At 72.5% G+C, this 26,398-nt stretch carries 21 protein-coding genes and 1 pseudogene; 7 read left to right on the forward strand and 15 right to left on the reverse strand.

Features of this window, described 5'->3' with window-relative positions; all coding sequences use genetic code 11:
• Positions 1–414 carry a DUF779 domain-containing protein gene (locus HDG69_RS05095; RefSeq protein ID WP_171782634.1) on the forward strand — a complete coding sequence of 138 codons (414 nt, stop codon included), beginning with the start codon at positions 1–3 and terminating at the stop codon, positions 412–414.
• A gap of 73 nt (positions 415–487) precedes the next feature.
• On the forward strand, positions 488–1,525 hold the full coding sequence (locus tag HDG69_RS05100; RefSeq protein ID WP_343036259.1) for a hypothetical protein: 1,038 nt from the start codon (positions 488–490) through the stop codon (positions 1,523–1,525).
• Between the two features lie 84 nt (positions 1,526–1,609).
• Here the strand turns inward: HDG69_RS05100 and HDG69_RS05105 are convergent, their stop codons facing one another.
• Positions 1,610–2,086, reverse strand: coding sequence for an HNH endonuclease (locus HDG69_RS05105; protein WP_171782636.1), 477 nt, complete (start codon positions 2,084–2,086; stop codon positions 1,610–1,612).
• Positions 2,087–2,390: 304 nt separating this feature from the next.
• On the opposite strand from HDG69_RS05105, the gene HDG69_RS05110 reads away from it, so the two are divergent.
• Complete coding sequence (locus tag HDG69_RS05110; RefSeq protein WP_171782637.1) at positions 2,391–3,479, forward strand: FUSC family protein; 1,089 nt, start codon at positions 2,391–2,393, stop codon at positions 3,477–3,479.
• Between the two features lie 56 nt (positions 3,480–3,535).
• Here the strand turns inward: HDG69_RS05110 and HDG69_RS05115 are convergent, their stop codons facing one another.
• The 4 genes from HDG69_RS05115 to aceA form a co-directional block, all read right to left on the reverse strand.
• The gene (locus HDG69_RS05115; RefSeq protein WP_171782638.1) at positions 3,536–4,453 is read right to left on the reverse strand and encodes a CHAD domain-containing protein; all 918 of its coding nucleotides are present in this window, start codon (positions 4,451–4,453) and stop codon (positions 3,536–3,538) included.
• A gap of 59 nt (positions 4,454–4,512) precedes the next feature.
• On the reverse strand, positions 4,513–4,941 hold the full coding sequence (locus HDG69_RS05120) for a hypothetical protein (RefSeq protein WP_171782639.1): 429 nt from the start codon (positions 4,939–4,941) through the stop codon (positions 4,513–4,515).
• Between the two features lie 142 nt (positions 4,942–5,083).
• The gene (gene aceB, locus HDG69_RS05125; RefSeq protein WP_171783184.1) at positions 5,084–6,709 is read right to left on the reverse strand and encodes a malate synthase A; all 1,626 of its coding nucleotides are present in this window, start codon (positions 6,707–6,709) and stop codon (positions 5,084–5,086) included.
• Positions 6,710–6,885: 176 nt separating this feature from the next.
• Complete coding sequence (aceA, locus tag HDG69_RS05130) at positions 6,886–8,217, reverse strand: isocitrate lyase (protein ID WP_171782640.1); 1,332 nt, start codon at positions 8,215–8,217, stop codon at positions 6,886–6,888.
• Positions 8,218–8,353: 136 nt separating this feature from the next.
• Here aceA and HDG69_RS05135 point away from each other — a divergent pair, with 136 nt between their 5' ends.
• Positions 8,354–9,913 (forward strand): helix-turn-helix domain-containing protein, encoded by a 1,560-nt coding sequence (locus HDG69_RS05135; protein ID WP_425484011.1) that lies wholly within the window; start codon positions 8,354–8,356, stop codon positions 9,911–9,913.
• 90 nt (positions 9,914–10,003) lie between these two features.
• Entirely contained in the window at positions 10,004–14,779 is a 4,776-nt protein-coding gene (locus tag HDG69_RS05140) for an NAD-glutamate dehydrogenase (protein WP_171782641.1), read from the forward strand.
• 32 nt (positions 14,780–14,811) lie between these two features.
• Here HDG69_RS05140 and HDG69_RS05145 read toward each other — a convergent pair whose 3' ends face one another.
• From HDG69_RS05145 to HDG69_RS18660, 3 genes and pseudogenes are all read right to left on the reverse strand, one after another.
• Positions 14,812–16,032 carry an acetyl-CoA C-acyltransferase gene (locus HDG69_RS05145; protein ID WP_171782642.1) on the reverse strand — a complete coding sequence of 407 codons (1,221 nt, stop codon included), beginning with the start codon at positions 16,030–16,032 and terminating at the stop codon, positions 14,812–14,814.
• The gene (locus tag HDG69_RS18655; protein ID WP_216645326.1) at positions 16,029–16,673 is read right to left on the reverse strand and encodes a 3-oxoacid CoA-transferase subunit B; all 645 of its coding nucleotides are present in this window, start codon (positions 16,671–16,673) and stop codon (positions 16,029–16,031) included. The genes HDG69_RS05145 and HDG69_RS18655 overlap by 4 nt, the downstream gene beginning before the upstream one ends.
• Positions 16,674–16,748: 75 nt before the next feature.
• Positions 16,749–17,549 (reverse strand): annotated as a pseudogene (locus HDG69_RS18660) (CoA transferase subunit A); the annotation flags it as partial.
• Positions 17,550–17,702: 153 nt separating this feature from the next.
• Here HDG69_RS18660 and HDG69_RS05155 point away from each other — a divergent pair.
• Positions 17,703–18,620: a LysR family transcriptional regulator gene (locus HDG69_RS05155; RefSeq protein WP_171782644.1), complete on the forward strand. Its 918-nt coding sequence runs from the start codon at positions 17,703–17,705 to the stop codon at positions 18,618–18,620.
• Between the two features lie 20 nt (positions 18,621–18,640).
• On the opposite strand, the gene HDG69_RS05160 is transcribed toward HDG69_RS05155, so the two are convergent.
• From HDG69_RS05160 to HDG69_RS05190, 7 genes are read right to left on the reverse strand one after another with little or no spacing between them, the layout of a single operon-like run.
• The gene (locus HDG69_RS05160; protein WP_171782645.1) at positions 18,641–19,000 is read right to left on the reverse strand and encodes a cation:proton antiporter; all 360 of its coding nucleotides are present in this window, start codon (positions 18,998–19,000) and stop codon (positions 18,641–18,643) included.
• The gene (locus tag HDG69_RS05165) at positions 18,997–19,254 is read right to left on the reverse strand and encodes an MrpF/PhaF family protein (protein ID WP_171782646.1); all 258 of its coding nucleotides are present in this window, start codon (positions 19,252–19,254) and stop codon (positions 18,997–18,999) included. The genes HDG69_RS05160 and HDG69_RS05165 overlap by 4 nt, the downstream gene beginning before the upstream one ends.
• Positions 19,251–19,607 (reverse strand): Na+/H+ antiporter subunit E, encoded by a 357-nt coding sequence (locus HDG69_RS05170; protein WP_171782647.1) that lies wholly within the window; start codon positions 19,605–19,607, stop codon positions 19,251–19,253. Before HDG69_RS05170 ends, HDG69_RS05165 begins: the two co-directional genes overlap by 4 nt.
• Positions 19,604–21,154, reverse strand: a complete 1,551-nt coding sequence (locus HDG69_RS05175; protein WP_171782648.1) for a monovalent cation/H+ antiporter subunit D family protein — start codon at positions 21,152–21,154, stop codon at positions 19,604–19,606. Before HDG69_RS05175 ends, HDG69_RS05170 begins: the two co-directional genes overlap by 4 nt.
• Positions 21,154–21,570 carry a sodium:proton antiporter gene (locus HDG69_RS05180; RefSeq protein WP_171782649.1) on the reverse strand — a complete coding sequence of 139 codons (417 nt, stop codon included), beginning with the start codon at positions 21,568–21,570 and terminating at the stop codon, positions 21,154–21,156. The genes HDG69_RS05175 and HDG69_RS05180 overlap by 1 nt, the downstream gene beginning before the upstream one ends.
• Complete coding sequence (locus HDG69_RS05185; protein WP_216645327.1) at positions 21,567–24,407, reverse strand: DUF4040 family protein; 2,841 nt, start codon at positions 24,405–24,407, stop codon at positions 21,567–21,569. The genes HDG69_RS05180 and HDG69_RS05185 overlap by 4 nt, the downstream gene beginning before the upstream one ends.
• Positions 24,408–24,462: 55 nt before the next feature.
• Entirely contained in the window at positions 24,463–24,603 is a 141-nt protein-coding gene (locus HDG69_RS05190; protein WP_171782651.1) for a hypothetical protein, read from the reverse strand.
• Between the two features lie 285 nt (positions 24,604–24,888).
• Between HDG69_RS05190 and phoH2 the strand changes: the two genes are divergently transcribed.
• Positions 24,889–26,226, forward strand: coding sequence for an RNA 5'-3' helicase PhoH2 (gene phoH2, locus HDG69_RS05195; protein ID WP_171782652.1), 1,338 nt, complete (start codon positions 24,889–24,891; stop codon positions 26,224–26,226).
• The last annotated feature ends 172 nt before the right edge of the window (positions 26,227–26,398 follow it).

Below are 26,398 nucleotides of genomic sequence, written 5' to 3' on the forward strand. Positions count from 1 at the left end.
ATGGCCGAGGCGACACGCGTCGCCGTCACCGGCGCCGCGGCCGAGCTCCTCGCTCGGCTGCGGCGCCGCCACGGCGAGCTGATGTTCCACCAGTCCGGCGGCTGCTGCGACGGGTCCAGCCCCATGTGCTACCCGGACGGCGACTTCCTCACCGGGGACGCGGACGTCCACCTGGGCGACCTGACGGTGGCGGACAGCGCGGACGGGCCCGGTGCCGGCGGGACCGGTACCTCGTTCACCGTGCCGGTCTGGATGAGCCGGGCCCAGTTCGAGTACTGGAGCCACACCCACCTGACGATCGACGTCGTGCCCGGGCGTGGCGCCGGGTTCAGCGTGGAGGCACCCGAGGGGGTGCGGTTCCTCATCCGCTCACGGTTGTTCACGGACGCCGAGGCCGCGGCCCTGCGCGACTGACGGCGTCTCCATCGGGGGCCGGGGGGCCCGACGGGGTACCGCGCCACCACCCCGACCCGCTATGTTGCACTTCGTGAGCACCGAAGCAGAGGCCTTCCCGTCCGTCTCGTCGTTGCCGGCATGGCTCGTCCCGTCCGTGTACCTGAACTGGTCCACCGACTGGCTGAACGAGTCCATCGCGATCGCGACCCGTTCCTCCACGCACACCCTGCCGGGCGGACCGGACGGTCCCAAGCGGGGCGACGTCGTCGTCACCGTGCTGGGTGACGCGGGTGTCGTGGCCTCCGTGGAGCTCATGGGATCGTCCGACGGGGACTCCTGGGTCACCGACGAGCTGTTCGGACCCGACCGGCCGATCGTGTGGGCCGACCTCTTCGACGGCGCAGACGCCTACATCGGCTCGTCCGGGTGGCTGCCCGCCGAGCACGCCCGCGCCGTCCTGGACGGCGTCGCGAACCAGTTCCACGACGGCCCGGTGCACACCATCGACCCGGGTGACTGCGCCGAGGGCACGGCAGCCCCCGACGTGCACGTGCTGCGCGTCCTCGGCCACCGCGCCGTCTCCGGCTGGGCGATGCGCCGCGAGGAGCGCTGCGCCACCTGCGAGCGGTTCGTCGACGTGCACGAGCTGCAGGCGCACGACGACGGCGCGGTCCGGCTCGGCACCACGACGGCCGGGGGGCGCACCCTCGAGCAGGTTATCCGCGACGTGCACCTGATGTGCTCGCCGTGCCACGAGCTGATGCACGCACACTCCGTCTCCGCCCAGCGCGCACGCCTGCGCCCGCAGTGCCCCGGCTGCGGGGTCCGCGGCCGGACCAAGCGCATCGTGTGGGGCATGACCTTCTCCGACGACGTCGTCAGCTCCGAGCCCGACGTCGTGTACGGCGGCTTCGAGGTCCCCGTCCCGGCGCCCGACTGGTACTGCACCGAGTGCCACGCCAACTTCGGCACCACCGTCGTCGCGACCCGGGTGCTGGACTCCGAGGGCCCGGCCGTGCCGCAGCCGGTCACGGGCGCGATCACCCGTGTCGGCGAGGTCGACCTCGAGGCGCCCCCCGCCGAGCCGGACGGCGTCGAGACGCGCTGGGAGCCCGTCGAAGGCGTCTGATCGCTTCGGTACGACGCGGCCGGGTCGGCACACCTGCTTGCCGACCCGGCCGCGTCGTACCGAACAGATCGTCGAAGCCGCTGATCAGGCAGCGACCGGTCTGGCGCGTCGATGGCGCCGGACGAGTCCGTGGTCGAACGGCGGCACGTACGGGGCCAGCCGCAGCGGCATCCCCGCCTCGAGCGGGGTGCGGTCCGCCTTGCGATGGTTGCAGGGCCGGCAGGCCGCGACGAGGTTCAGCCACGAGCTCTCGCCACCACGGGAGCGGGGGATCACGTGGTCGACCGTCTGCGCCGGACCTCCGCAATAGGCGCACGCACCGTCGCGACGTTTGATGCCGTCCTTGGTGACCGCCGGGCGGCCACCTCCCCGGTAGAGCCACCGCATGGTCACGTAGCGCACCAGGCGCAGCACCCGGGGCAACGGGTAGGGACCGAAGGACTCGCCCTCGACGAACTCCTCGACGACCGCGACCTCACGGACCAGCATCGTGATGGCGTGCTTGACCGACACCCGGTGCAGCGGCTCGTAGCCGGCGTTGAGGACCAGCACGTCGGCCACGGTCCTGCTCCCTCCTGCGTCGCACCGGCCTGGTCGGGACGGTGCGGGTCTCGGCGGCTCCCTCGGTCGGACGGGTGACTCGGGCACGGCGCTCCCGGACAGGACCGCCGGACGGGCGCCCTGTGGCGTCCGTCACGGAAAATGTAAGGGCACGGCGCGTGGAGGTCCAGGCCTTTGAGGGTGGTTCTCCGCTGCTGCCGACGCCGGATGTCCCGGTTCGGGTCATGATGCGCGTTTCGCGCACTCCGTGTCGGCGCGCGGGAGATGCCGCGCGCCGCAGAGCGAGATCGCGTTCACTGGGCAGATGGACACCCGGTGGAAGGCTGCGCGTGGGCGGGTCGGCGACTGGCTCCGGTCGCCGGTGAACCAGGTGGACCTCCTGCAGACGGCGAAGGCCGCGGCCGCCACGATGATCGCCTGGGCGCTCGCGGAGATGGTGCTCGAGCTGCACCAGGCGTTCCTCGCGCCGTGGGTGGCGCTCCTGACGGTCCACGCCACCGTCTACCGCACGTTCTGGCGTGGCACGCAGACGGTGCTGGCCGTCGGGACCGGCATCCTGGTGTCCCTCGTCGTGGTCCAGGCGTTCGGGACCACCGTCCTGTCCTTCGGGCTGGCCCTGGTGGTGGCGCTGGTCCTCGCCCGCGCCCCGCTCTACCGCGACGAGGGCATCACGATCGCGACGACGGTGCTGTTCATCATCACCGTCGGCTACGACTCCTCGACGGAGCAGACGATCGACCTGCTGCCCGACCGGCTGCTCTCCACCGCGATCGGCGTGGTCGTCGCCCTGGCCGTCAACGCGCTGGTCCTTCCCCCGCTCAACGACCGCAGCGCGCAGCAGCAGATCGACGCGGTCGACCGAGCCCTCGGAGCCCTTCTCGTCGGCATGGCGACCCAGCTCCGCCGCGAGTCGGAGGATCAGGAGGAGGACGACTGGATCGAACGCACCCGCGAGATCTCGGACGACGTCGAGCGGGCCTGGTCGCTCGTGCGCACCGCGAGGGAGAGCGGTTCGTGGAACCCACGGCGCCGACGCCATCCCGGCGACGAGCTCGAGAACTACCCACAGGTGCTGATGCGGCTCGAGGAGGGTGTGTCGACCACACGGAGCATCGCCCGCCTGGTGCGTGAGTCCGACCGCGACGCCGAGACCTGGGACACCGAGTTCCGCGACCGGTACACCGATCTGCTCGCCGAGGTCGGGCGTCGCATCGCGCAGCCGGAACCCGACGTCGCCACGTTGGGGAACGACCTGCGCACCCTCGCGAGGGACATGTCGACGGAAGATCTCTCGGGAAAGCTGTGGCCGCTCTACGGAGCACTCATCGCGAACCTGCAGATGATCGTCGACGTGGTGGACGACGTGGCGACCGCGCGGCCGGTGCGGACCTGACGGCACGCGGCCGCCGGCGCCCGGTGCCGTGGCCCCGAGTGCCGTGGCCCCGGAGGTCAGCGGCCGGACGCGACCTCGCGGAGGCGTTCGACGGCCTCCCGTGCGGTGTCGAGGTGCTCGGCCCCGCGGCGTGCCGCCGCCCGCGCGAGCCTGTCGTACGGGCCCCGGTCCCCGCCGTCGTCGGCCACCGCGTCGGCGACCGCTGTCACGTGGGCGGCGAGCTGGAACGCGTCGCGATGGTCGCCCAAGGTGGACTGCACCCGCTGGCCGGCCGCACCCAGCTCCCGGGCGGTCCCGCCGAGCGCCCTGGTGGGCTTCCGGGTCACCGCGCGGGCCGCGTGGGACACCCGGCGACCGGCCTTGCGCAGCCGGTGGGCTGCGGCGGACAGGTCCTCCAGCTCGTCTCCCGAGGCCGTGCTCAACCGTTCGAGGTCGACGTCCTCGGCGGTCCGCAGCGCCTTCGCGACCGCCTTGTCGAGGCGCCGTCGTGCCACCTTGCGCGCCGGGTCGTCCGCCTTCGGACCCCGCGGGGGGTCGGCCACCCAGCGCACGAGGGCGGCGGTGAGGTCGGCCATCTCCGGGCCGTTCAACCACTCCACCAGCCGGCGGTGGGCGGCGTCGTGGCGGCGGGTGAGGTCGTCGACCAGGTGACGGCGTGCCTCGACCGACACCCGCGCGCCGGCGCCCACGGCGTCGACGTCGGCGATCCGGACCTCCAGGTCGCGGACCTCTCCCAGGAGGTCGCCGAGCACCGTGAGCCGGTCGCGCAGGGCGTCCGCCTCCCGCTTGCCGAACACCGGGCGATAGACGGTCAGCACGGTGCGCAGCCTGCGGACCGCGGTGCGCAGGCGGTGGACGCCGTCGGGCTCGTCGGACAGCGCGGCCGGGACGCGCTGCTCGGTGCGGCGGACGTGCTCGGCCACCACCGCGGCGAACAGCTCACCGGCGGTGCTGGAGCTCCAGGGGTGCGACATCCGTCCACGCTACGTGGTTCGTGAAGGGGAGGGTCGTTCCTCGTCGGTTGCCGGCGCCATCACCCCGCGTCGTCCATCGCGATCGGCCGCACCGCACCACCGGCCGCGACGAACAGCCCGTGCAGGCGGAAGTCGCGCTGCGCGGCCTGGGCCCTCAGGGCGGTGTTCCAGGCGCGGTCGGCGGCGGTGACGGACTGCTCGCCGGGGCGTTCCAGGATGGCGACGACGGAGCCGCCCGGGACGGACTGCTGGGTGACGGAGGCGATGACCCCGCCGAACCGGGCGGCGTCGTCGTCGCTCGGGTGCTGGGGGACCTCGCGGACCGGGACGGCGATGCCGGTGACGCGGTCGTCGGCGTCGAGCCAGGCCAGGGTGAGGATGCGTTCGCGGGGCAGGACGCCGCCGGCGAGGAAGGTGGCGAGCGCGAGGCGCTCGCCGTCGTCGGCGACCTTGTCGCCCGGTCGGAACGGTGTGGTGGTGAGGTTCATGCCGTCCACCCTCCCGAACCTGCGCCCACCCCGCCGCCACCATCCACAGCCTGTGGACAGATCTCGTGCCTTGATGCCGAACAGGAGGTTGGGCCCGCTTGGGGAGACCAAAGCGGGCCCAACCTCCTGTTCGGCACCTCGCTCAGAAGTAGCGGGCGTAGGCGCTCGTGGTGAGGAACGGCGGGAACTCGTCACCCATCGCCACCTCGCGGAAGATCGCCGCGGCGTCGTCCACCCGGTCGCCGCGCGAGCGCGGCGTCGAGCGGAGGAACTCCCGGAGCATCGACTCGCAGAGCTCGCGGGTCACGGCGACACCGTCGTCGGTCACGGTGTGGCAGTGGATCCACTGCCACACCTGGGACCGCGAGATCTCGGCCGTCGCGGCGTCCTCCATGAGGCTGTCCAGGGCCGCGGCCCCGGTGCCCCGCAGCCAGGAGGCGATGTACCGCACGCCCACCGAGATGTTGGTCCGCAGACCTGCCTCGGTGATCGTCGCGCCCTCCCGGCGGGCCGAGGCCACGTCGAGGAGCTCCGCCTGGCCGACGGTGACGTCGTCGCGCAGCCGCTCCACCTGGTTCTCGCGCTTGCCGAGCACCTCGTCGAACGCCGCCCGCGCGACCGGGATGAGGTCCGGGTGAGCCACCCAGGAGCCGTCGAACCCGTCACCGGCCTCCCGCTCCTTGTCGGCCTGGACCTTGGCGAACGCCTGCTCGGTGACCTCCGGGTTGCGGCGGTCCGGGATGAAGGCGCTCATGCCGCCGATGGCGTGCGCCCCACGACGGTGGCAGGTGGCCACCAGCAGCTCGGTGTAGGCGCGCATGAACGGGGCGGTCATCGTCACCTGCGCGCGGTCGGGCAGCACGTAGGAGTCCCCGCGGTTGCGGAAGCACTTGATGACGCTGAACAGGTAGTCCCAGCGCCCGGCGTTCAGACCGGCGCAGTGCTCGCGCAGCTCGTAGAGGATCTCCTCCATCTCGAACGCCGCGGGCAGCGTCTCGATGAGCACCGTCGCGCGGATCGTGCCGCGCGGGATGCCGAGCGTCTCCTGCGCCAGCTCGAAGACCTCGTTCCACAGCCGCGCCTCGCGGTGGCCCTCGAGCTTCGGCAGGTAGAAGTACGGCCCGCGCCCGCGCTCGATCAGCTCGGCCGCGTTGTGGAAGAGGTACAGCCCGAAGTCCACCAGCGAGCCCGACGCCGGCTGGGTGGAGCCGTCCGTGCCCGTGTAGGCCAGGTGCGACTCGAACAGGTGCCAGCCGCGCGGCCGGAACACGATGGTGGGCATCTTCGTCAGCTCGGACGTGTTCAGGGCGTACCGCTTGCCGGGGGTGCGACCGTCCGGCGACGGTGCCTCGAAGGTGAGCTCGCCCCGGATCGCGGACCGCAGCGCCCGCTGGCCGCCGACGACGTTCTCCCACGTCGGGCTGGAGGCGTCCTCGGCGTCGGCGAGCCACACCCTGGCGCCCGAGTTCAGCGCGTTGATCGTCATCTTGGGGTCCGTGGGCCCGGTGATCTCCACGCGCCGGTCGGACAGCCCGGGTGCCCCGGCGGCCCCGGCGACGCGCCACGAGGAGTCCTCGCGCACCGCCCGGGTCACGGGCAGGAAGTCGGGGTCGGCGCCCGCGGCGATCTCGCGGGTGCGGCGCTGCCGGGTGAGCAGCAGCTCGGTGCGCGCGTCGGCGAACTGGTCGTGCAGCAGGGCCAGGAACTCCAGCGCCGCGGGGGTGAGGATCTCCTCGGAGCCGGGCACGGGGGGTCCGACGACGTCCATGGTTCCCTCCGCGATGGTGGCCGAGTCGGCGAGGGCGGTGCCGCGCGGCGGCGTCGCGGGCGAGCCGGTCGAGCGGGCCAGGGTGCGGGGAGGGTCGGCGATCGTGGTCATGGTGTACCTCCAGGGTGCCGCGGCGGGACGAGGGGGGCGTCCCGCCGCGACGGGTGGTGAGCGAGTCAGAACTGAGCGGCCTCGGTGGAGCCGGCGAGAGCGAGGGTGGCGGCGTCGGGGTTGAGCGCCGTGGACACGCGGTCGAAGTAACCGGTGCCCACCTCCCGCTGGTGCTTGGTGGCGGTGTAGCCGCGGGTCTCGGAGGCGAACTCGGCCTCCTGCAGCTGCACGTAGGCCGTCATCTGCTCACGGGCGTAACCGTGGGCCAGATCGAACATGGAGTGGTTGAGGGCGTGGAAGCCCGCCAGGGTGATGAACTGGAAGCTGAAGCCCATGGCACCGAGCTCGCGCTGGAACTTCGCGATGGTGTCGTCGTCGAGGTGCTTCTTCCAGTTGAACGACGGCGAGCAGTTGTACGCCAGCATCTGGTCCGGGAACTCGGCCTTGACCGACTCGGCGAACCGGCGGGCGAGGTCGAGGTCGGGGGTGCCGGTCTCCATCCAGATGAGGTCGGCGTAGGGGGCGTAGGCGTGGGCCCGGGTGATGCAGGGCTCGATGCCGTTGGTGACCTTGTAGAAGCCCTCGGCGGTGCGCTCGCCGGTGAGGAACGGGCGGTCGCGCTCGTCGACGTCGGAGGTCAGCAGGGTGGCGGCCTCGGCGTCGGTGCGGGCGATGATGACGCTCGGCACGTCGGCGACGTCGGCGGCCAGCCGGGCGGCGTTGAGGGTCCGCACGTGCTGCTTGGTCGGGATGAGCACCTTGCCACCGAGGTGGCCGCACTTCTTCTCCGAGGCGAGCTGGTCCTCCCAGTGCACGCCGGAGGCGCCGGAGACGATCATCGACTTCATGAGCTCGTAGGCGTTGAGCGGGCCTCCGAAGCCGGCCTCGGCGTCCGCGACGATCGGCGCGATCCAGTTGCGGGTCGGTGCGCCGTTCTCCTCCACGTCGATCTGGTCGGCGCGCAGCAGCGCGTTGTTGATGCGCCGCACGACGGCGGGCACCGAGTTCGCCGGGTAGAGCGACTGGTCGGGGTACGTCTGACCCGACAGGTTGGCGTCGCCGGCCACCTGCCAGCCGGACAGGTAGATCGCCTTGAGCCCCGCCTTGACCTGCTGCACGGCCTGGTTGCCGGTCAGCGCACCGAGGGCGTTGACGTAGTCCTCGGTGTGCAGCAGCTCCCACAGCAGCTCGGAGCCGCGGCGGGCGAGGGTGTGCTCCTCACCGACGGAGCCCCGCAGCGCGACGACGTCCTCGGCGGTGTAGTCCCGCGTGGTGCCGGCCCAGCGCGGGTCGGTGGCCCACCGCTCGGCGAGGGCGGCGGCGGTGGTGACCTGGTCGCCGGGCCGGGTCGCCGTGGTGGTCCCGGGCGTGGAGCCGGTCTCGAGGATCGCGGTCATGGTCCTGCCTTTCGTCGTTCGGCCGGGGCGCCGAGGAGGTGCCCTCGGGAACGACTCTGCGGCCTGCGCAACCCCGGTGGCGAGCGATTCGTCGGAGAAGAACCAGGGTTCTTCTGCTTGGCAGAAGGAGTGGCGCATGTCACGCTGGATCATGGCCACGACGACGACGTACCGGCCGCCGGCGACACCTCCCGCGCCGCCCCCGGTCGAGAACGAACCCGACGCCCTGACGATCGGGCGGCGGATCCGACACCTGCGCACGCAGCGCGGGATGACCCTCGAGGAGCTCGGAGACGCTGTCTCACGTGCTCCTTCGCAGATCTCCGTGCTAGAGAACGGCAAGCGGGAGCCCACGATCGCCCGGCTGCAGGCCATCGCTCGTGCGCTCGGCACCAGCGTGGACGACCTGCTCTCCCCGGAGGCGCCGTCACGCCGGGACGCCCTCGAGATCGAGCTGGAGCGAGTGCAAAGAGGCCCGCTCTTCTCGGCCCTCGGGGTGCGTCCGGTGCGGGTCGGCAAGTCACTGCCGACCGATGCGCTGGAGGCGATCGTCTCGCTGCAGGCCGAGCTCGAGCGCCTGCACTCGGAGCGGGCGCTGACCCCCGAAGAGGCACGACGGGCCAACACCGAGCTCCGCGCCGACATGCGCGCGCAGGACAACTACTTCCCGGACCTGGAGATCGTCGCGCGTTCCCTGCTCGACGACGTCGGGCACACGCGTGGACCGGTCCCGCAGCGCGCCGCCGTCGACATCGCGTCCCACCTGGGGTTCTCGATCCACTACGAGTCGGACCTGCCGCACTCGACCCGGGCCGTCATCGACCAGCGCCACCGCCGCGTCTACCTGCCGAGCAACGGCATCCGCGGGCGCTCCGACGCGCGCTCCGCCCTGCTGCAGGCCCTGGCCTCGCACGTCCTGGAGCACGCCGAGCCGCGCGACTACGCGGGGTTCCTGCGCCAGCGGGTCGAGGCGAACTACCTGTGCGCCGCGCTGCTGCTGCCGGAGCGCGAGGCCGTCAAGCACCTGCGCGAGGCCAAGGACGCCCGCGCGATCTCCATCGAGGACCTCCGCGACGCCTTCGCCGTCTCCTACGAGACCGCCGCGCACCGCTTCACCAACCTCGCCACCCGGCACCTCGGCATCGGGGTGCACTTCATGAAGGTCCACGAGTCGGGGGCCATCCACAAGGCCTACGAGAACGACGGCGTGCGCTTCCCGGCCGACGCCCTGGGGACCGTCGAGGGGCAGCACGTGTGCCGGCACTGGACGGCACGGGTGGTCTTCGACATCGCCGACCGGCTGAGCCCGTACTACCAGTACACGGACACCCCCACCGGCACCTACTGGTGCACCTCCCGGGTCTCCGACACCCCGGACGGGCGGTTCTCCGTCAGCGTCGGCGTGCCGTACGCGCAGGTCAAGTGGTTCCTCGGCCGGGAGACGACGGCGCGGTCCACCTCCCGCTGCCCCGACGAGTCGTGCTGCCGGCAGCCGTCGCGCCCGCTCGCCGAGCGGTGGGACGGCCACGCCCTGCCGAGCGCGCGCCCCCACGCCTCGATGCTGGCGGCGATGCCCTCCGGCGCGTTCCCCGGCGTGGACACCACCGAGGTGTACGAGTTCCTGGAGCGGCACGCTCCCCGGGCCCGCGATCGCGACGCCGGCGGCACCGAGAGCCCGGGCGCCGCGGGCGGCTGAGGCGCCCGCGCCGACCTGGCGAGATCGCGTCCCTCGGATAGCATCGAACGGGCCAGTCATCATCGGTCCCGACGAAGAACGAAGAGGTTCATGACCGACGACGTCGTCTCGAGCCAGGAGGCTCGCCGGGCCCTCGAGGAGCTGCCCGTCGAGATGCGGCGAACGGTGCGCAGGCTCCTCGGTGCGTACAGCGCGGAGGACCTCGCGGAACGTGACCCACGGGACGCCGTCGGCGCGGCCGCGTCGACCTGCCGCTTCGCCGCGCGTCGCCGACCAGGGCAGACGCTCGTGCGGGTCTTCACCCCGACGCTGCGGGAGGACGGCTGGACGTCGCGCCGCACCGTCGTCGACGTCTGCACCGACGACGCCCCCTTCCTCGTCGACTCGGTCGACGCGGCGATCGCCCGGCACGGCGGCACGGTCCACGTGCTGCAGCACCCGGTGCTCGACGTCCGGCGCGACGACGACGGCGAGCTGGTGGAGATCGGTGCGCACGGTGGCCGGCTGGAGTCGTGGATCCATCTGGAGATCGACCGCATCACCGCGCAGGAGGAGCGCGACGCCCTCGTCGCCCGGCTGGGGGACGTCGTCGGGGACGTGCACGCCGCCGTCGACGACTGGACGGCGATGCGCCGCGCCTGCCTGGAGCTGTGCACCGACCTGCGCCTGCAGCCGCCGGCCACCGTCGACCCGACGACGGTCGCCCCCACGGTGGACTTCCTGACCTGGCTCGCCGAGGACCACTTCACGTTCCTCGGCTACCGGGAGTACGCGTTGGAGACGGACGACGGCGAAGAGGTGCTGCGTCCGCTGCCGCACACCGGGCTGGGCATCCTGCGCAGGGCGCGGACCGCCGTCGTGCACCTGCGCCCCGAGGCGCGCCGCACCGCGCGCGAGCCCCGGCTGCTCACGATCACCAAGGCGAACTCCCGTGCCACGGTGCACCGTGACGTGTACCTCGACTACGTCGGTGTGCGCAGCTTCGACGAGGAGGGCAACGTCACCGGCGAGCGCCGGATCGTCGGGATGTTCACGTCGGCGGCCTACGCCTCGTCGGTGCTGACGCTGCCGATCGTCGCCGCGAAGGCACGGGCGGTGCTGGCCGACTCGGGGTACGCGCCGACGTCCCACTCGGGGAAGGATCTCCTGCAGGTGCTCGAGCAGTACCCGCGCGACGAGCTCTTCCAGGACACCGCCGAGCACCTGGCCCACGTCGCGGGCCAGGTGACACGCCTGCGCGAGCGTCGCCGGACACGACTCTTCCTGCGGACCGACGAGTTCGGCCGGTTCGTCTCCGCCCTGGTCTACCTCCCGCGGGACCGGTACAACACCACGGTGCGGCTGCGTATCGAGGCGTTGCTGCGGGACGCCTTCGACGCCGAGCGGGTCGAGCACACCACGCGGGTGGACGACTCACCCCTGGCGCAGCTGCACTTCGTGGTGCGTGTCCCGCGCGACGCCACGATCCCGGACGTGGACGAGGCGGACCTGCAGCGCCGCCTCGAGGCGGCCATCCGGACCTGGTCCGCCGCGTTGGTCGACGAGCTCCACCGGGTGCACGGCGAGGAGGAGGCCGCCCAGATCCTGGCCCGCTACGGGACGGCCTTCCCCGAGGCCTACAAGGAGCAGGTCACCCCGGCCGCGGCCGTGGGGGACATCGCCCGGCTCGACGCCCTCACCCCGGACAGCCCCATCGCGGTGCACCTCTACGCACCGGACGACGCCGACCCCGCCCTGCGCCGGCTCACCCTCGCGTCCCTGCACGAGCACCGGCTCACCCAGGTGCTGCCCCTGCTGGTGGACCTCGGTGTGGACGTGCTGGACGAGCGCCCGTACACCGTGCAGCGGGCGGGCGGTCAGACCCGGTACATCTCGGACTTCGGTCTCACCGCACCGGACCCGGCGCTGTGGGACGCCGACGGCGCTGCCGGGGCCCTGGAGGTCGCCTTCGGCGCGGTGTGGTCGGGTGCCGCGGAGAGCGACGCGCTCAACGCGCTGGTGCTCCGCGCCGGGTTGTCCTGGCGGGACATCGTCATCCTGCGGGCGATCGGACGCTACCTGCGCCAGGCGGGCTCAGCGTTCTCCATGGAGTACATCGACGCCGCCCTCGTCGCCCATCCGGAGCTGGCGGCCGACCTGGTGCAGCTCTTCGCGGTACGCCTCGACCCGGATCTCGACGACGACCGTGACGCACGGGTGCAGGAGGCGACGGACGCCCTGCTGGCCGACCTCGACGGTGTCGCGAGCCTCGACCACGACCGCATCCTGCGGTCCTTCGTCGGCGTCATCGGGGCGGTGTGGCGCACCAACTTCTACGTCCGGGACGATGACGGCTCGCCCAGACCGTGGGTGTCGATGAAGCTGGACTGCGCGCGCGTTCCCGACCTGCCCCTGCCTCGACCGATGGCAGAGGTCTGGGTGTACTCGCCGCGGGTCGAGGGCGTGCACCTCCGGTTCGGCCGGGTGGCCCGCGGGGGACTGCGCTGGAGCGACCGGCGCGAGGACTTCCGCACCGAGGTGCTGGGTCTCGTCAAGGCGCAGATGGTCAAGAACGCCGTCATCGTACCGACGGGGTCCAAGGGCGGGTTCGTCGCCAAGAACCTGCCCGACGCCGACGACCGCGCCGCCTGGCTCGCCGAGGGCAAGGCCGCCTACCGCACGTTCATCCGCGGGCTGCTGGACATCACCGACAACCGCCGGGGCACCGAGGTCGTGCCGCCTCCCGGGGTCGTGCGCCACGACGGCGACGACCCGTACCTGGTCGTCGCCGCGGACAAGGGGACGGCGTCGTTCTCGGACCTCGCGAACGAGATCGCGCAGGAGTACGGCTTCTGGCTCGACGACGCGTTCGCCTCCGGAGGCTCGGCGGGCTACGACCACAAGGCGATGGGGATCACGGCGCGCGGGGCGTGGGAGTCGGTGAAGCGGCACTTCCGCGAGCTCGGGCACGACACGCAGACCCAGGACTTCACGGCGGTGGGCGTCGGGGACATGTCCGGCGACGTGTTCGGCAACGGGATGCTGCTCTCCGAGCACGTCCGGCTGGTGGCCGCGTTCGACCACCGCCACGTCTTCGTCGATCCCGACCCTGACGCGGCGGCCTCCTTCGCCGAGCGGCGTCGGCTGTTCGACCTGCCCGGCTCGTCGTGGGACGACTACGACCGCGAGCTGGTCTCCGCCGGGGGCGGTGTGTTCCCGCTGTCCCTGAAGTCCGTCCGTGTCACCCCGCAGATGGCCGAGGCGCTCGGGATCGGTGCCGACGTCACGGCGCTCACCCCGACCGAGCTGAAGCGAGCGGTGCTGCTCGCGCCGGTCGACCTGCTGTGGAACGGGGGTATCGGCACCTACGTCAAGGCCTCCGGCGAGACGGACGCCGAGATCGGGGACCGTGCGAACGACCTCGTCCGTGTGGACGGTGCCGACCTGCGCGTCCGGGTCGTGGGGGAGGGCGGCAACCTGGGCGTCTCCCAGCGTGGCCGCATCGAGGCCGCCCACGCCGGGGTGCAGATCAACACCGACGCGATCGACAACTCGGCCGGCGTCGGCACCTCGGACCACGAGGTGAACATCAAGATCCTGCTCGGGGCGGTGGTGCGCGACGGGCGGCTCGCGCTCGACGAGCGCGACCGGCTCCTGCAGGAGATGACCGACGAGGTCGCGGCGCAGGTGCTGCGTGACAACTACGAGCAGAACGTGCTGCTCGGCAACTCGCGCGCCAACGCCGCCTCGATGCTCCCGGTGCACGAGCGCTTCATGGAGTGGCTCGAGGCGCGCGGCGAGCTGGACCGCGAGCTGGAGGTCCTGCCCGACGCCGCGGAGATCGCCCGGCGGACCGAGCAGGGCCAGGGCCTGACGCGGCCGGAGTTCGCGGTGCTGGTGGCGTACGCGAAGCTCGCGCTGAAGTCGGACCTCACCGAGTCGGACCTCGCCGACGACCCGTGGTTCGCCAGGACGCTGGCGGGGTACTTTCCGGCAGCGGTCCGGGAGAGGTACTCGGGCGATCTCGCCGACCACCCGCTGCGCCGGCAGATCGTCGTCAACGCGGTGGTGAACTCCATGGTCAACCGGGGCGGCATCACGTTCGCGTTCCGGGCGACGGACGAGACGGGGGCGCCCACCGCGCAGATCGCCCGGGCGTTCGTCGCGGCCCGCGAGGTGATGGACCTGAGCGGTTTCGTCGCGGCGGTCGAGGCGACGGACAACGTGGTGGGCACGACGGTGCAGACCGAGCTGTACCTCGAGTTCCGACGACTGCTCGACCGCGCGGCCCGGTGGTTCGTCCAGCACCGTCCCGACCGCATCGACGTGGGCGAGGAGATCGACACGTTCGCCGCGCCGGTGCGCTCCTGCGCCGGCCGTCTGGCCGAGCTGTTCCAGGGTGAGGACGCCGTCTGGTACGCGGAGCGGGTCGCCGAGCTGGAGGCCGCCGGGTGCGGGCCCGAGCTCGCGCGGCGCGGTGCGGGCCTCCTGGCGTCGCTGCCGCTGCTCGACGTCGTCGAGCTGGCGGCGACCCGCGACCTGGACCTCGACGAGGTCGCCGGGACGTACTTCGCCCTCTCGGCACGCGCCGGCGTCGGCGACCTGCTCAGCCGGGTGTCGGACCTGCCGCAGGACGACCGCTGGGACTCGATGGCCCGGTCCGCGCTGCGGGACGACCTGTACGCGGCGATGGTGGCGCTGACCGCGTCGGTGATCGACGGCTCGGAGCCGTGGGCTCCCGCGGACCGGATCGAGGCGTGGCTCGCCGACGGCGGCGCGCCCGCCCGGCGCGCGATGGAGGCGCTGGCCACCGTGCACGCCGTCGAACGGCCGGGCATCGCCACGCTCTCGGTGGCGCTGCGCCAGCTGCGCTCGCTCGCGGGGTGACCTGGCGGCGGGTGCGGCGGGTGCGGCGGCGCTCAGGCCTCGAGCAGCAGCGCCTCGCCCTGACCCCCGCCACCGCACAGGGCGACGGCGGCCCGGGCGCCGTCCTGTCCCTCGGCCCGACGGCGGGCGAGCTCGTGGGTGGCATGGACGGCCAGGCGCGCCCCGGACGCGCCGATCGGGTGGCCGAGCGAGATGCCGCCCCCGTGGGGGTTGACGACCTGCGGGTCCAGACCCAGTGCCCGCCCGGAGACGACGGACACGACGGCGAACGCCTCGTTGATCTCGACGTGGTCCAGGTCGTCGGCCGACCACCCTTCGCGGGCCAGCGCCGCGTTGATCGCGTTCGCCGGCTGGGAGTGCAGGGAGGTGTCCGGGCCGGCGACCTGGCCGGCGGAGCGCACCGTGGCGAGCGCCGGCACACCGGCCGCCTCCGCCCGCGCCCTCGTGGTGAGGACGAGCGCCGCCGCGCCGTCGGAGATCTGCGAGGAGTTGCCGGCGGTCAGCGTGCCGTCGCCGGCGAAGGCCGGTCGCAGCCGGGCCAGGCCCTCGGCGGTGGTGTCGGGACGTACGCCCTCGTCGGAGGAGACGACGACGGGGTCACCCCGGCGCTGCGGCACCTCGACCGGTGCGATCTCCGCGGTGAACAGACCGTCCTTGGCGGCGCGGGCGGCGCGCTGGTGCGAGGCCGCGGCGGCGGCGTCCTGCTCCTCGCGGGAGACGAACACCTCGTCGCGGTTGTGCTCCTCGGTGCTCAGGCCCATCGCCTGCCCGTCGAAGGCGTCGGTGAGGCCGTCGCGGGCCACGGCGTCGAGCAGCGTGGCATCGCCGTACCGGAAGCCCGCACGGGCGCCGGGCAGCAGGTGAGGGGCGTTGGTCATCGACTCCTGGCCGCCGACCAGCACCACGGAGGCCTCGCCGGTGCGCAGCAGGCGGGCCCCGTCGACGACGGCGGTGAGCCCGGACAGGCAGACCTTGTTGACGGTCACGGCGGGCACGTCCATCGCGACTCCGGCGGCCACGGCCGTCTGCCGGGCCGGGTTCTGCCCGGCACCCGCCTGCAGCACCTGGCCGAGGATCACCGCGTCGAGGTCCGCGGCGAGGTCCGCTGCCGCGTCCAGGGCGTGGCGGGCGGCCACGGCGCCGAGCTGGACCGCGGACAGCGAGGCGAGCGCCCCGGCGAGACGTCCCTGGGGTGTGCGCGAGGCGGAGACGACGACGACGTCGTCGGGCCGCGGGGTGGTCGTGCCGGTCATGTCTGGGCCTCTCGTGAGGGGTCGAGGTCGAGGTCGAGGAGGAGCGGGGCGGCCGTGGCGGCGACGACCTCGTCGACCGTCACGCCGGGGGCGAGCTCGCGCAGGACCAGGCCGTCGTCGGTCACGTCGATCACGGCGAGGTCGGTGATGATGCGGTCGACGACGCCGCGTCCGGTGAGCGGCAGCGTGCACTCGGGCAGGATCTTGGGCGAGCCGTCGCGTGCGGTGTGGTCCATGAGCACGACGAGGCGCCGGGCGCCGTTGACGAGGTCCATCGCCCCGCCCGGTCCCTTGACCATCTTGCCGGGGATCATCCAGTTGGCGAGGTCGCCGGTGGCCGAGACCTGCATCGCCCCGAGGATCGCGGCGTCGATCTTGCCGCCGCGGATCATCCCGAAGCTGGTGGCGGCGTCGAACACCGAGGCCCCGGGCAGCAGCGTCACCGTCTCCTTGCCGGCGTTGATGAGGTCCGGGTCCACCTCGTCCTCGGTGGGGTAGGGGCCCACCCCGAGCAGGCCGTTCTCGGACTGCAGCACGAGGTGGCGGCCCGGCGGGACGTGGTTGGGCACGAGGGTCGGCATGCCGATGCCGAGGTTGACCGACGAGCCGTCGGCCAGCTCGGCGGCGGCGCGGGCGGCCATCTGGTCGCGGGTGCGGCCGTGCCGTGCGGGGTCCGTGCCGGTGTCGGCGCCGTCTGCCGGCCGGGTGCTCGGCGACGACCCGGCGGGACGTGTGGTGCGCTTCTCGATCCGCTTCTCGATCGCCGACCCGACCGGCACCACCCGGTGCACGTAGACGCCCGGCAGGTGGATCTCGTCCGGGTCGAGCTCGCCCGGCTCGACCAGCTGCTCCACCTGCGCCACGCACACGCGCCCGGCCATCGCGGCCTGCGGCGCGAAGTTGCGGGCCGACCGGTGGAAGACGAGGTTGCCGTGCCGGTCGCCCTTCGCGGCGTGCACGAGGGCGAAGTCGGTGCTGATCGCCTCCTCCAGGACGTACTCCGACTCGGTCCCGTCCGGCGCAGCCGGGTCCGTGAAGGTCCGGACGTCCTTCGGCGGGGACGCGACCACGACCCCGCCGTCGGCGTCGTAGCGCTGCGGCAGACCGCCGTCGGCCACCTGGGTGCCGATCCCGGCCCGCGTGTAGAACGCGGCGATGCCCGACCCCCCGGCACGCAGCTTCTCGGCGAGCGTGCCCTGGGGCGTGAGCTCCAGCTGGAGCTCACCGGACAGGTACCGGCGGGCGAACTCCTTGTTCTCGCCGACGTAGGACGCGGTGATGCGGCGGATGCGGTCGGCGGCGAGCAGGACGCCCAGGCCCCAGTCGTCGACGCCGCAGTTGTTGCTGACCACCCACAGGTCGCGGGTGCCCCGGTCGCGCAGCGCCTCGATGAGGGCGATCGGGTTGCCGCAGAGGCCGAAGCCGCCGACGGCGACGCTCGCGCCGTCGGGGACGTCGGCGACGGCGTCCGCCGCGGATCGGACGACCTTGTCGATCCCGGTACCGGTGCTGGTCATGCGGGTCCCTCCGTGGTGCGGCACGGCGCGGCGTCGTCGCCGAGGTGTCTCGTGCGCGTCCTTCCTCGATGGTCGCAGTGCGCAGATGGGCACGCAACGCACACCTCGGCACAGCACGCGTGCGTGGATGCAGATGCCCGTACCGTGTGAGGCATGCGGTCGCACCCCGTCTCGCCGGACCATCTGCTCTGCCTGCTCGCCGTGGCGCGCACCGGCCGGTTCACCCTGGCGGCCGACAGCCTCGGGGTGAACCACACGACGGTCTCGCGGACCGTCGCCGCCCTGGAACGGGCCCTCGGTGGGCGGGTGCTCGTCCGGGGGACGGACGGGTGGGAGCTCACCGCGCTGGGGGAGAGGGCAGCACGCGCGGCGGAACGCGTGGCGGAGGCCGTCGACGCGCTGGACGGGGACGACGACGACCCCGTCGCGGGGGTCGTGCGGATGACGGCCACGGACGCCTTCAGCGCCCTGGTGGTACCGCCCGCCGTGGCCGCCCTGCGCGAGCACCACCCGGCGCTCTCCGTGGAGGTCGAGACGGTCACCCGGCGACCGGCGCAGCACCGGTCAGGCGTGGACGTGGAGGTGGTCGTCGGCACGGTCGCCGCGACGCGGGCGAAGGTCGTGCCGCTCGGCGAGTTCGCGCTCGGCATGTACGCCGCACGCCGCTACCTCGCGCGGCACGGCACACCGACGTCGGTGCCCGAGCTCGCGCGGCACGGGCTGGTGCACTTCATCGACTCCATGCTCCAGGTGGACGACCTGGACGCGCCGCGCCGGCTGGTCCCCGGCATGGTCGACGTGCTGACGTCGACCAACGTGTTCGTCCACGTCGAGGCCACACGGGCAGGCGTGGGCCTGGGGTTCCTGCCGTGCCTGGTGGCGGACCGGCACGACGACCTGGTCAGGGTGTGCCCCGACGAGGTGCGCACCACGCTGAGCTACCACGCCCTCGTCCACCCCGAGTCCTGGCGCCGTCCTGCCGTGGCTGCCGTCGTCGAGGTGCTGGTCGCCGAGGTGCGCCGGCAGCAGCCCGCGCTCCTGGGCCTGCGGGGCGCACGAGGGTCGCGGTGAGCGGGCGGGCCGGAGAGCTCTCAGGCCCGCGGCTCGGCGTCGGCGGTGTCTGCTGCGTCCTCGGCGAGCTGGTCCGGCGAGGTCCCCTCGACCAGCGGTGAACCGACGAGGTAGCCGGAACGGGCCAAGGCCATTCCTCCCACCGCCGACGTCGCCAGCTGCAGCACGACGGCGATCGCGGCCTTCACCACGTTCTCCGGGCCGGGCAGCAGGAGCACGGCGCCGACGATGATCTGCATCAGGCCGAACCCGGCCGCCGTCGAGATCGCCGAGATGCGCGTGTAGACGTCCGGCAGCTTGATCACGCCCAGCCCGGCGGTGGCGAACACCAGGGCCCCGAGGACGATGAGCACCTGGCCCACGATCTCCAGCACGGTCATCTTCTCCCTCTCGTCAGGGCACGGGCGAGCGACACCGCGGACAGGAAACCGATGAGCGAGGCCACGAGCACCAGGTCGAACGTGCCCGTCGCCCCGGACCCCACCCCCGCCAGGGCGATGAGCGCGATCACGGCGAAGAACAGCAGGTCGGCGGCCACCGTCCGGTTCGTGTCGTCGGGGCCGACCACGATGCGCCAGGTCGCGGCCAGCAGGGAGGCGACGATCAGCGCGGCGGCGATCCACAGGGCGATCATGCGGCGGCCTCCCGTCGGGTGGCGGTGAACAGGTGGTCCTCGATGTGACGCACCGACGCCGCCAGCCCGTCCGGGGTCCGGTCGTACATGCTGTGCACGTAGAGGATGCGCGTGCCCGAGGGTTCGTCCCGCGTGCCCAGCGTCAGGGTGCCGGGCGTCAGGGTGATCGCCGTGGCGAGCAACGTCAGCTCCGCGTCGGACCGGCAGCGCGACTCGAAGCGGGCGATCAGCGGTCGCGAGTTCTGGCCGGGCGTGACGGTGTCCCAGATGACCGTCATGTTCGACCTGATCACCAGGGCCAGGAACCAGACGGCGAACCAGACCCAGCGCAGGGGCCACGTCAACCAGCTCATCCGCCCATCACCGCCTGTACGTAGCTCGAGGTGTCGACCAGGTTGCCCGCCGCGACCTCGCTGAGTGCCATGAGGCCCTGGGCACCGATCCCCAGCCCGACGGTCAACGCGGCGAGGAACACCGCCGGCGCGGCCAGCGCGAAGCTGATCTTCCGACGGGGCTGCACCGCCAGGATCGTCGCCGCGTCCCGCAGCGCGACCTCGTCGAACTCGCCGGTGACCTCGCCCGGCTGCTCGGGGGTCCGTCCGGCCCGTCCCCAGAAGGTGCCGGACCAGATCTTCAGCATCGACATCAGGGTGACGATGCTGACCACCAGCGCGACGACGGCGGCAGCGACCTGGCCGCCGTCGAACGCCGCCTGCAGCAACGACAGCTTGGCGACGAAGCCGGAGAACGGTGGGATGCCGGCCAGCGACATCGCCGCGACGAAGAACGCCACCGCGACCAGGGGCTCGGCGCGGGCGATGCCGTGCACGGTCCCCAACGGCCCGGTGCCGTACCGGACCTCGATCGCCCCGGTCGACAGGAACAGGGAGGCCTTCACGATCATGTGGTGCAGCAGGTAGAAGATGCCGGCTGCCAGCCCGAGCGGTCCGAAGAGCGCCACACCCAGCAGGATGTAGCCGATCTGGCTGACCATGTGGAAGGCCAGGATCGAGCGCGTGCTGCCCTCGCCGACCGCGCCCAGCACCCCGACGGCCATGGTGAGCGAGAACATCACCACGCCGATCCACAGGTACTCGGACATGCCCTCGAAGACGACCGCGTAGATGCGGTAGATCGCGTAGATGGCGACCTTCGTGTGCAGGCCGGAGAACAGGGCGGTCACCGCCGGGGACGCCGACGGGTAGGTCCTCGCCAGCCAGCCGTGCACGGGGACGACGGCCGCCTTCATCGACAGGGCGAAGAGGCAGACCGCGACGGCGATCGCGACGGCGGTGGACTCGCGGGCCGCCCCGGCGAGCTCACCGAGGTTGACGGTGCCCGCGACGCCGTAGGTGACGCCGACGCCGGCGAGGAAGATCGTGGAGATGAGCAGGTTCGCGGTGACGTAGAGCCGTGACCCGGAGACCCGCTTCAGCGGTGCCCGGCCGGGCGAGGAGAGGACCAGCAGCCCGTAGGAGGGCAGCAGCATCACCTCGATGAACACGAACAGGTTGAACAGGTCCGCGGTGAGCAGGGCGCCGTTCACCCCGGCCGTCAGCACCAGCACGAGCGGGGCGAAGAACCGCAGGTGGGCGTGCGAGGACGCGACGGCGAACGCCACGCAGGTGATGGTCAGGATCCCCGTCAGGGTGATCATCAACGCCGAGAACTGGTCACCGACGAACGGGATCGAGATACCGGCCGGCCACAGCCCGACGGCGTGCCCGAGGGACGAGCCGTCGTACGTCGAGGCCACCATCCAGATGCCGCCGCCGATCGAGGCGAGCAGGGTCAGGCCGAGGGTGACGACCGACCACAGCCTGCCGAACGGGACGAGGACGAGGACGGCCGACACGACGAGCGGCACCGCGACGAACAGGGTGAGCACGGAAGCGGGCATCAGTCCTCCCTCCTCGGGGTCGGCTCGGGCGTCAGGCCGTGGGCACGCGCGACCTCCGCGATGTCCAGGGCGTCCTCGCTGGCGCCGTGGTCGGCGCGCGCCGCGTCCGACCGGTCCGCGGTGTCGTCGTCCTTGCGGCCCACGACGGCGAGGGTGAGCATGTAGATCGTGATGGCCAGGGCGATGACGATCGCCGTCAGGACGAAGGCCTGCGGCAGCGGGTCCGCGGTGGTGGCCAGGTCCGGGGAGTCGCCGAGCGGCTGGTCGCGCCGGTCGGCGCCGCCGGCCGAGAAGATGAGCACGTTGACCGCGTGGCTCAGCAGGATGAAGCCCAGCACGATGCGCAGCATCTCGCGCTGCAGCACCAGGTAGACCCCGCCGGCCACGAGGACGCCGACGATGAGGGCGAGCGTCATGACTCCTCCTTCGTCGGTGCGCCCGTGGTCACGGGCTCACGCGTGGGTACCGGTGCGGGCTCGGTCGGGTCGGGCGGGGGATCGGGAGCCTCGGTGCGGGTGCCACCGGTCGGTTGCTTCGGAGCGGGCCAGCCGCCCAGCAGGTCGAGCGACGCGACCACCACGCCGATGACGGCCAGGTAGACGCCCACGTCGAACAGCACCGCGCTGGTGAGGTGGAGGGTACCGATGTCGACGTGCAGGGGCTTGAGGAAGGAGCCTTCGAGGAAGCCCAGCAGCCCCGTCCCGGTGGCGATGAGGATCCCGGCACCGATGAGCCGGAAGTACGAGGCCCGACGCTGGGTGTCCGACGACGCCGCGAGGTACGCGAGCGCGAAGGCCGACGCCGCCACCAGCGCGCCGATGAAGCCACCGCCGGGGTTCTGGTGCCCCCGCAGGAGCAGGTACACCGAGAACGCGAGCATCAGGGGGATGCCGAGCTTCGCGAACGTGCGGTTGAAGACACCGTTGGTCTCGGCGTCGACCAGCGGCGAGGTGGCGGGGACCCGCAGCACCGGCACGGGGTCGCGGTACGTCAGAGGGAGCGCTCGGGCGGACTCCAGGAGGACGTAGATCACCACACCGGCGATGCCGAGCACGGTCAGCTCACCGAGGGTGTCGAGCGCTCGGTAGTCCACGAGGATCGTGTTGACGACGTTCGAGCCGCCGGTGTCGTCCGGGGCGTTGAGCAGGAAGTGCTCTCCGGTGGGCGAGAGGCCCCGCCGCCCGGTGAGGGCGAAGGTGGCCACCGCAGCGGCCAGCCCCCCGATCACGGCGACGACGCCGGTGACCGCGGCGCGTGACCGGGGGATCCGACGGAACCGCCGCGGCAGCCTGCGCAGCAGCAGGACCGCCACCACCACCGTGAGGATCTCCACCAGCAGCTGGGTGAGCGCGACGTCCGCCGCGCCGAGCGTGAAGAAGAGCAGGGTCACGGCGAACCCGGTCACGCCGATCACGGCCAGCGCGCCGATCCGGGACCGCAGCGACACCGCCGCGACCGTACCGGTCGTCACCAGCGCCAGCAGCACCCAGTCGAAGGGTCTGCTCGTGTCGCGCAGGTCTCCCAGGCCGGTCACGCCGACGGCTCCGACGGCGGCCAGCACGCCCATGGTGACGATCGGCACGGCGAGGTGCCGCGCCGGTGCGTCGGAACGCGTCAGGTCGCCGACCCGAGCGCCGAAGGCCACGGTGCCCCGCTGCCAGGCGGCCACGGCCTCGACCCCGGTGAACGGGAAGAGCGGGCGGTCCAGCACCCGGTCCACCGACGCCGCGCGCCAGACCACCAGCGCACCCACGGTGTACACCGCCAGCGACAGGAAGAGGGCGGGCGTCAGCCCGTGCCAGAGCGTCAGGTGGGTGTGCACCTCGCTGCCGGCGGCCGCCGTCGCGCCGGCGCTGGTGAGCCCGTCGAGCATCCACGCGGCCGGGCCCAGCAGGACACCCAGGACGGCCGGGACCGCAGCCGGCAGGACCAGCCAGAAGCCGCCCTCGGACATGCCAGACAGGGACGCCGGGCGGGTGCCCGGCAGGGGCCGCAGCACCATGCGGGCGCAGTAGGCGAAGGTGAAGACGGCGCCGAGGGCGGCGATGCCGGCCACGAGCCAGCCGGCCCCGGAACCCTCCCACATGGCGTCGAGGATCGACTCCTTCGAGACGAACCCGAGCAACGGCGGGATGCCGGCCATCGACGCGGCGGCGAGCGCCAGCATCGCCGCGGTCCACGGCATGGCCCTGCCCACACCGGCGAGGGTGCGGATGTCCCGGGTGCCGGCCTGGTGGTCGATGACCCCGACGAGCATGAACGCGGCCGACTTGAACAGGGCGTGCGCCATGGTGTGCAGCGTGGCGGCGGCGATCGCCGCCGAGGAGCCGACACCGATCGTCGCGACGATCAGGCCGAGCTGGCTGACGGTCGAGTACGCCAGGAGCTCCTTGAGGTCGTTGCGCTGCAGGGCGAAGACGGCGCCCATCACCGTCGTGACGAGACCGATCGTGATGAGCAGGACGTTCCAGGTCAGCACGTCGCTCATCGCGGGCGAGAACCGCAGGAGCAGGTAGATGCCGGCCTTGACCATCGCGGCGGCGTGCAGGTAGGCGCTGACCGGCGTCGGGGCGACCATGGCGTCGGGCAGCCACGCGTGGAACGGGAACTGCGCGGACTTCGTGAACGCCGCGACGGCGACGAGGACGGCGATCACGGCGGCGAACGTGGGGTCCTGGGACCACACCGGGTCCTCGAGGATGGCGCTGAGCTGGGTCGTGCCGGTGCGGACGGAGGTGGCGATGACGGCACCGAGCAGGCACAGCCCGCCGCCCACCGTGACGAGGAACGTCCGCACGGCCGGAGCCTGAGCCTGAGGGCTGGTCCGGGCGATGAGGAAGAAGGAGCAGACGGTCGTGAACTCCCACATGACGAAGAGCAGGATCACGTCGTCGGCGAGGACGAGCCCGGTCATCGCGGCGGCGAAGGCCGTCATCAGCCCGTAGAAGCCTGGGTGCGGCCCACGCTTGAGGTAGCGGGCCGAGTACGCCAGGACGGCGGCACCGACGCCGAGGACGAGGAGCAGGAAGACCCAGCTCAACCCGTCGAAGCGCAGGCGGATGCCCACGTCGAGGCTGGGGATCCAGGGCAGGAACCAGGAGGTGCCCAGGGCGGGCGGCGCGAGGCCGACCCACAGAGCGAGGGCGAGCAGCCCGGCGGCGAGCGGCCAGCCGCCGGGGCGTCCGGCCCAGCGGCCCAGGAACGGGGCTGCGGCAGCGAGGAGTGCGACGAGCCCGAGGAGAGCGGCAAGCATCACGTCGGTGGCCTTGTCGTTCGAGGAAGGACGGTGCGGTCAACGAGTCGAGGGTCTACCTCGCAGGGTCGGCATCCGGAGCGATGCCTGCCTGCTGGTCTCCCCAGGACGAGATGTATCCGTTGGTGCCGCGTGCCGACTGCCCAGGGCGGGCGGCACGGATGCGCGGTCGGCGCAGCGGGGTCGTCTCGGGCACCCGTGGAGTCTAACGGCCCGGTGGGACCGGCCGTGCCGTGACAGGGCCGGACGGCCCCCGTGTGAACTCTGGGTGACGACTTCGCGACGCGCCGGTCCCGTGACGTTCCTCACGCCGTCGGCGTCGTAGCGTGACGTTCAGGACGCACGCCCAGTGCGTCCCCGGGAGGCCAACTGATGGAGTGCTCGCTCCGCGCAGGAGGGCCGGCCCCGGTTCGACTGCACACCGTGCGCTCGGCCGGTCGCCCGCCCCGTCCACCGTCCCGCTCTGCGCGAGGAGCACATCGTGGCCACTGAGAACACCAGCACCGACCTGCGGACGTTCGTCGTCGACACGTCCGTCCTGCTGTCCGACCCGAGAGCCATCCACCGGTTCGCCGAGCACGACGTCGTGCTGCCCGTCGTCGTGATCACCGAGCTGGAGGGCAAGCGTCACCACGCCGAGCTGGGCTACTTCGCCCGCAGCGCGCTGCGGGCGCTGGACGACCTGAGGATCAAGCACGGGCGCCTGGACGCTCCGGTGCCGATCGGGGGCGACGGTGGGACGTTGCGGGTCGAGCTGAACCACACCGACCCCGAGGTGCTGCCGGCCGGGTTCCGGCTGGGTGACAACGACACCCGGATCCTGTCGGTCGCGGCGAACCTCGCCGCCGAGGGTCGGGACGTCACCGTGGTCTCCAAGGACCTGCCGATGCGGGTCAAGGCATCGGCCCTGGGTCTGCGGGCCGAGGAGTACCGTCACGAGCTCGCGGTGGACTCCGGGTGGACCGGGATGCGCGAGATCGCGATGACCGACGACCAGGTCGGGTCCCTCTACGAGGGGTCCACCGTGGAGCTCGCCGCCCTCGACCCGCAGGTGGTCGAGGAGGCCGCCCCGCTGCTGTGCCACACGGGCCTGGTGATCCACGGGTCCGGAGGCTCGGCGCTCGGCCGGGTCACCGCGGACAAGCAGGTACAGCTCGTGCGCGGGGACCAGGACGTGTTCGGGGTCCACGGCCGCTCCGCCGAGCAGCGCATCGCGATCGACCTGCTGCTCGACCCGGACATCGGCATCCTGTCGCTGGGCGGGCGCGCCGGCACCGGCAAGTCGGCGCTCGCCCTGTGCGCCGGGCTGGAGGCGGTGCTGGAGCGCCGCCAGCACCGCAAGATCCTGGTCTTCCGCCCCCTGTACGCGGTGGGTGGCCAGGAGCTGGGCTACCTGCCGGGCAGCGAGTCCGAGAAGATGAACCCGTGGGCCCAGGCGGTGTTCGACACGCTCGGTGCGCTCGTCTCGCCGGAGGTGGTCGAGGAGGTCATCGACCGGGAGATGCTGGAGGTGCTCCCGTTGACCCACATCCGGGGGCGGTCGTTGCACGATGCGTTCGTCATCGTCGACGAGGCCCAGTCGTTGGAGCGCAACGTGCTGCTGACGGTGCTGTCGCGCATCGGGCAGGACTCGCGGGTGGTGCTGACGCACGACGTCGCGCAGCGGGACAACCTGCGGGTAGGCCGTCACGACGGGGTCGCCGCGGTCATCGAGGCGATGAAGGGCCACCCGTTGTTCGCCCACGTGACGCTCACCCGGTCCGAGCGGTCGCCGGTGGCGGCGCTGGTCACCGAGATGCTGGAGTCGCTCGAGATCTGAGGTCCGGGGAGGCGCGCCGGCCCAGGTGGAACCCCCCAGCCCCGTGCACTCGGCGGCGCGCCTCCCTCGTAACGCTGACGGTAGCAGGTGAGGTAAGGCTTACCAAACCCCTGTCCCATCCCTCGAGACCTCGGCCGCCGAACATGCCCTGAGACCGGCCGAACATGCGATG

Origin of the sequence: Isoptericola halotolerans (genome assembly GCF_013149785.1) — a bacterium.
Lineage (GTDB): Bacteria > Actinomycetota > Actinomycetes > Actinomycetales > Cellulomonadaceae > Isoptericola > Isoptericola halotolerans.

Excerpts from the sequence above, each read along its gene's own strand:
- HDG69_RS05095 (WP_171782634.1), top strand. The coding sequence starts at position 1 with ATGGCCGAGGCGACACGCGTCGCCGTCACCGGCGCCGCGGCCGAGCTC.
- HDG69_RS05110 (WP_171782637.1), top strand. The coding sequence starts at position 2,391 with ATGGACACCCGGTGGAAGGCTGCGCGTGGGCGGGTCGGCGACTGGCTC.
- HDG69_RS05115 (WP_171782638.1), bottom strand. The coding sequence starts at position 4,453 with ATGTCGCACCCCTGGAGCTCCAGCACCGCCGGTGAGCTGTTCGCCGCG.
- HDG69_RS05120 (WP_171782639.1), bottom strand. The coding sequence starts at position 4,941 with ATGAACCTCACCACCACACCGTTCCGACCGGGCGACAAGGTCGCCGAC.
- aceB (WP_171783184.1), bottom strand. The coding sequence starts at position 6,709 with ATGGACGTCGTCGGACCCCCCGTGCCCGGCTCCGAGGAGATCCTCACC.
- aceA (WP_171782640.1), bottom strand. The coding sequence starts at position 8,217 with ATGACCGCGATCCTCGAGACCGGCTCCACGCCCGGGACCACCACGGCG.
- HDG69_RS05135 (WP_425484011.1), top strand. The coding sequence starts at position 8,354 with ATGTCACGCTGGATCATGGCCACGACGACGACGTACCGGCCGCCGGCG.
- HDG69_RS05140 (WP_171782641.1), top strand. The coding sequence starts at position 10,004 with ATGACCGACGACGTCGTCTCGAGCCAGGAGGCTCGCCGGGCCCTCGAG.
- HDG69_RS05145 (WP_171782642.1), bottom strand. The coding sequence starts at position 16,032 with ATGACCGGCACGACCACCCCGCGGCCCGACGACGTCGTCGTCGTCTCC.
- HDG69_RS18655 (WP_216645326.1), bottom strand. The coding sequence starts at position 16,673 with ATGGCCGCCCGCGCCGCCGCCGAGCTGGCCGACGGCTCGTCGGTCAAC.
- HDG69_RS05155 (WP_171782644.1), top strand. The coding sequence starts at position 17,703 with ATGCGGTCGCACCCCGTCTCGCCGGACCATCTGCTCTGCCTGCTCGCC.
- HDG69_RS05160 (WP_171782645.1), bottom strand. The coding sequence starts at position 19,000 with ATGACCGTGCTGGAGATCGTGGGCCAGGTGCTCATCGTCCTCGGGGCC.
- HDG69_RS05165 (WP_171782646.1), bottom strand. The coding sequence starts at position 19,254 with ATGATCGCCCTGTGGATCGCCGCCGCGCTGATCGTCGCCTCCCTGCTG.
- HDG69_RS05170 (WP_171782647.1), bottom strand. The coding sequence starts at position 19,607 with ATGAGCTGGTTGACGTGGCCCCTGCGCTGGGTCTGGTTCGCCGTCTGG.
- HDG69_RS05175 (WP_171782648.1), bottom strand. The coding sequence starts at position 21,154 with ATGCCCGCTTCCGTGCTCACCCTGTTCGTCGCGGTGCCGCTCGTCGTG.
- HDG69_RS05180 (WP_171782649.1), bottom strand. The coding sequence starts at position 21,570 with ATGACGCTCGCCCTCATCGTCGGCGTCCTCGTGGCCGGCGGGGTCTAC.
- HDG69_RS05185 (WP_216645327.1), bottom strand. The coding sequence starts at position 24,407 with ATGCTTGCCGCTCTCCTCGGGCTCGTCGCACTCCTCGCTGCCGCAGCC.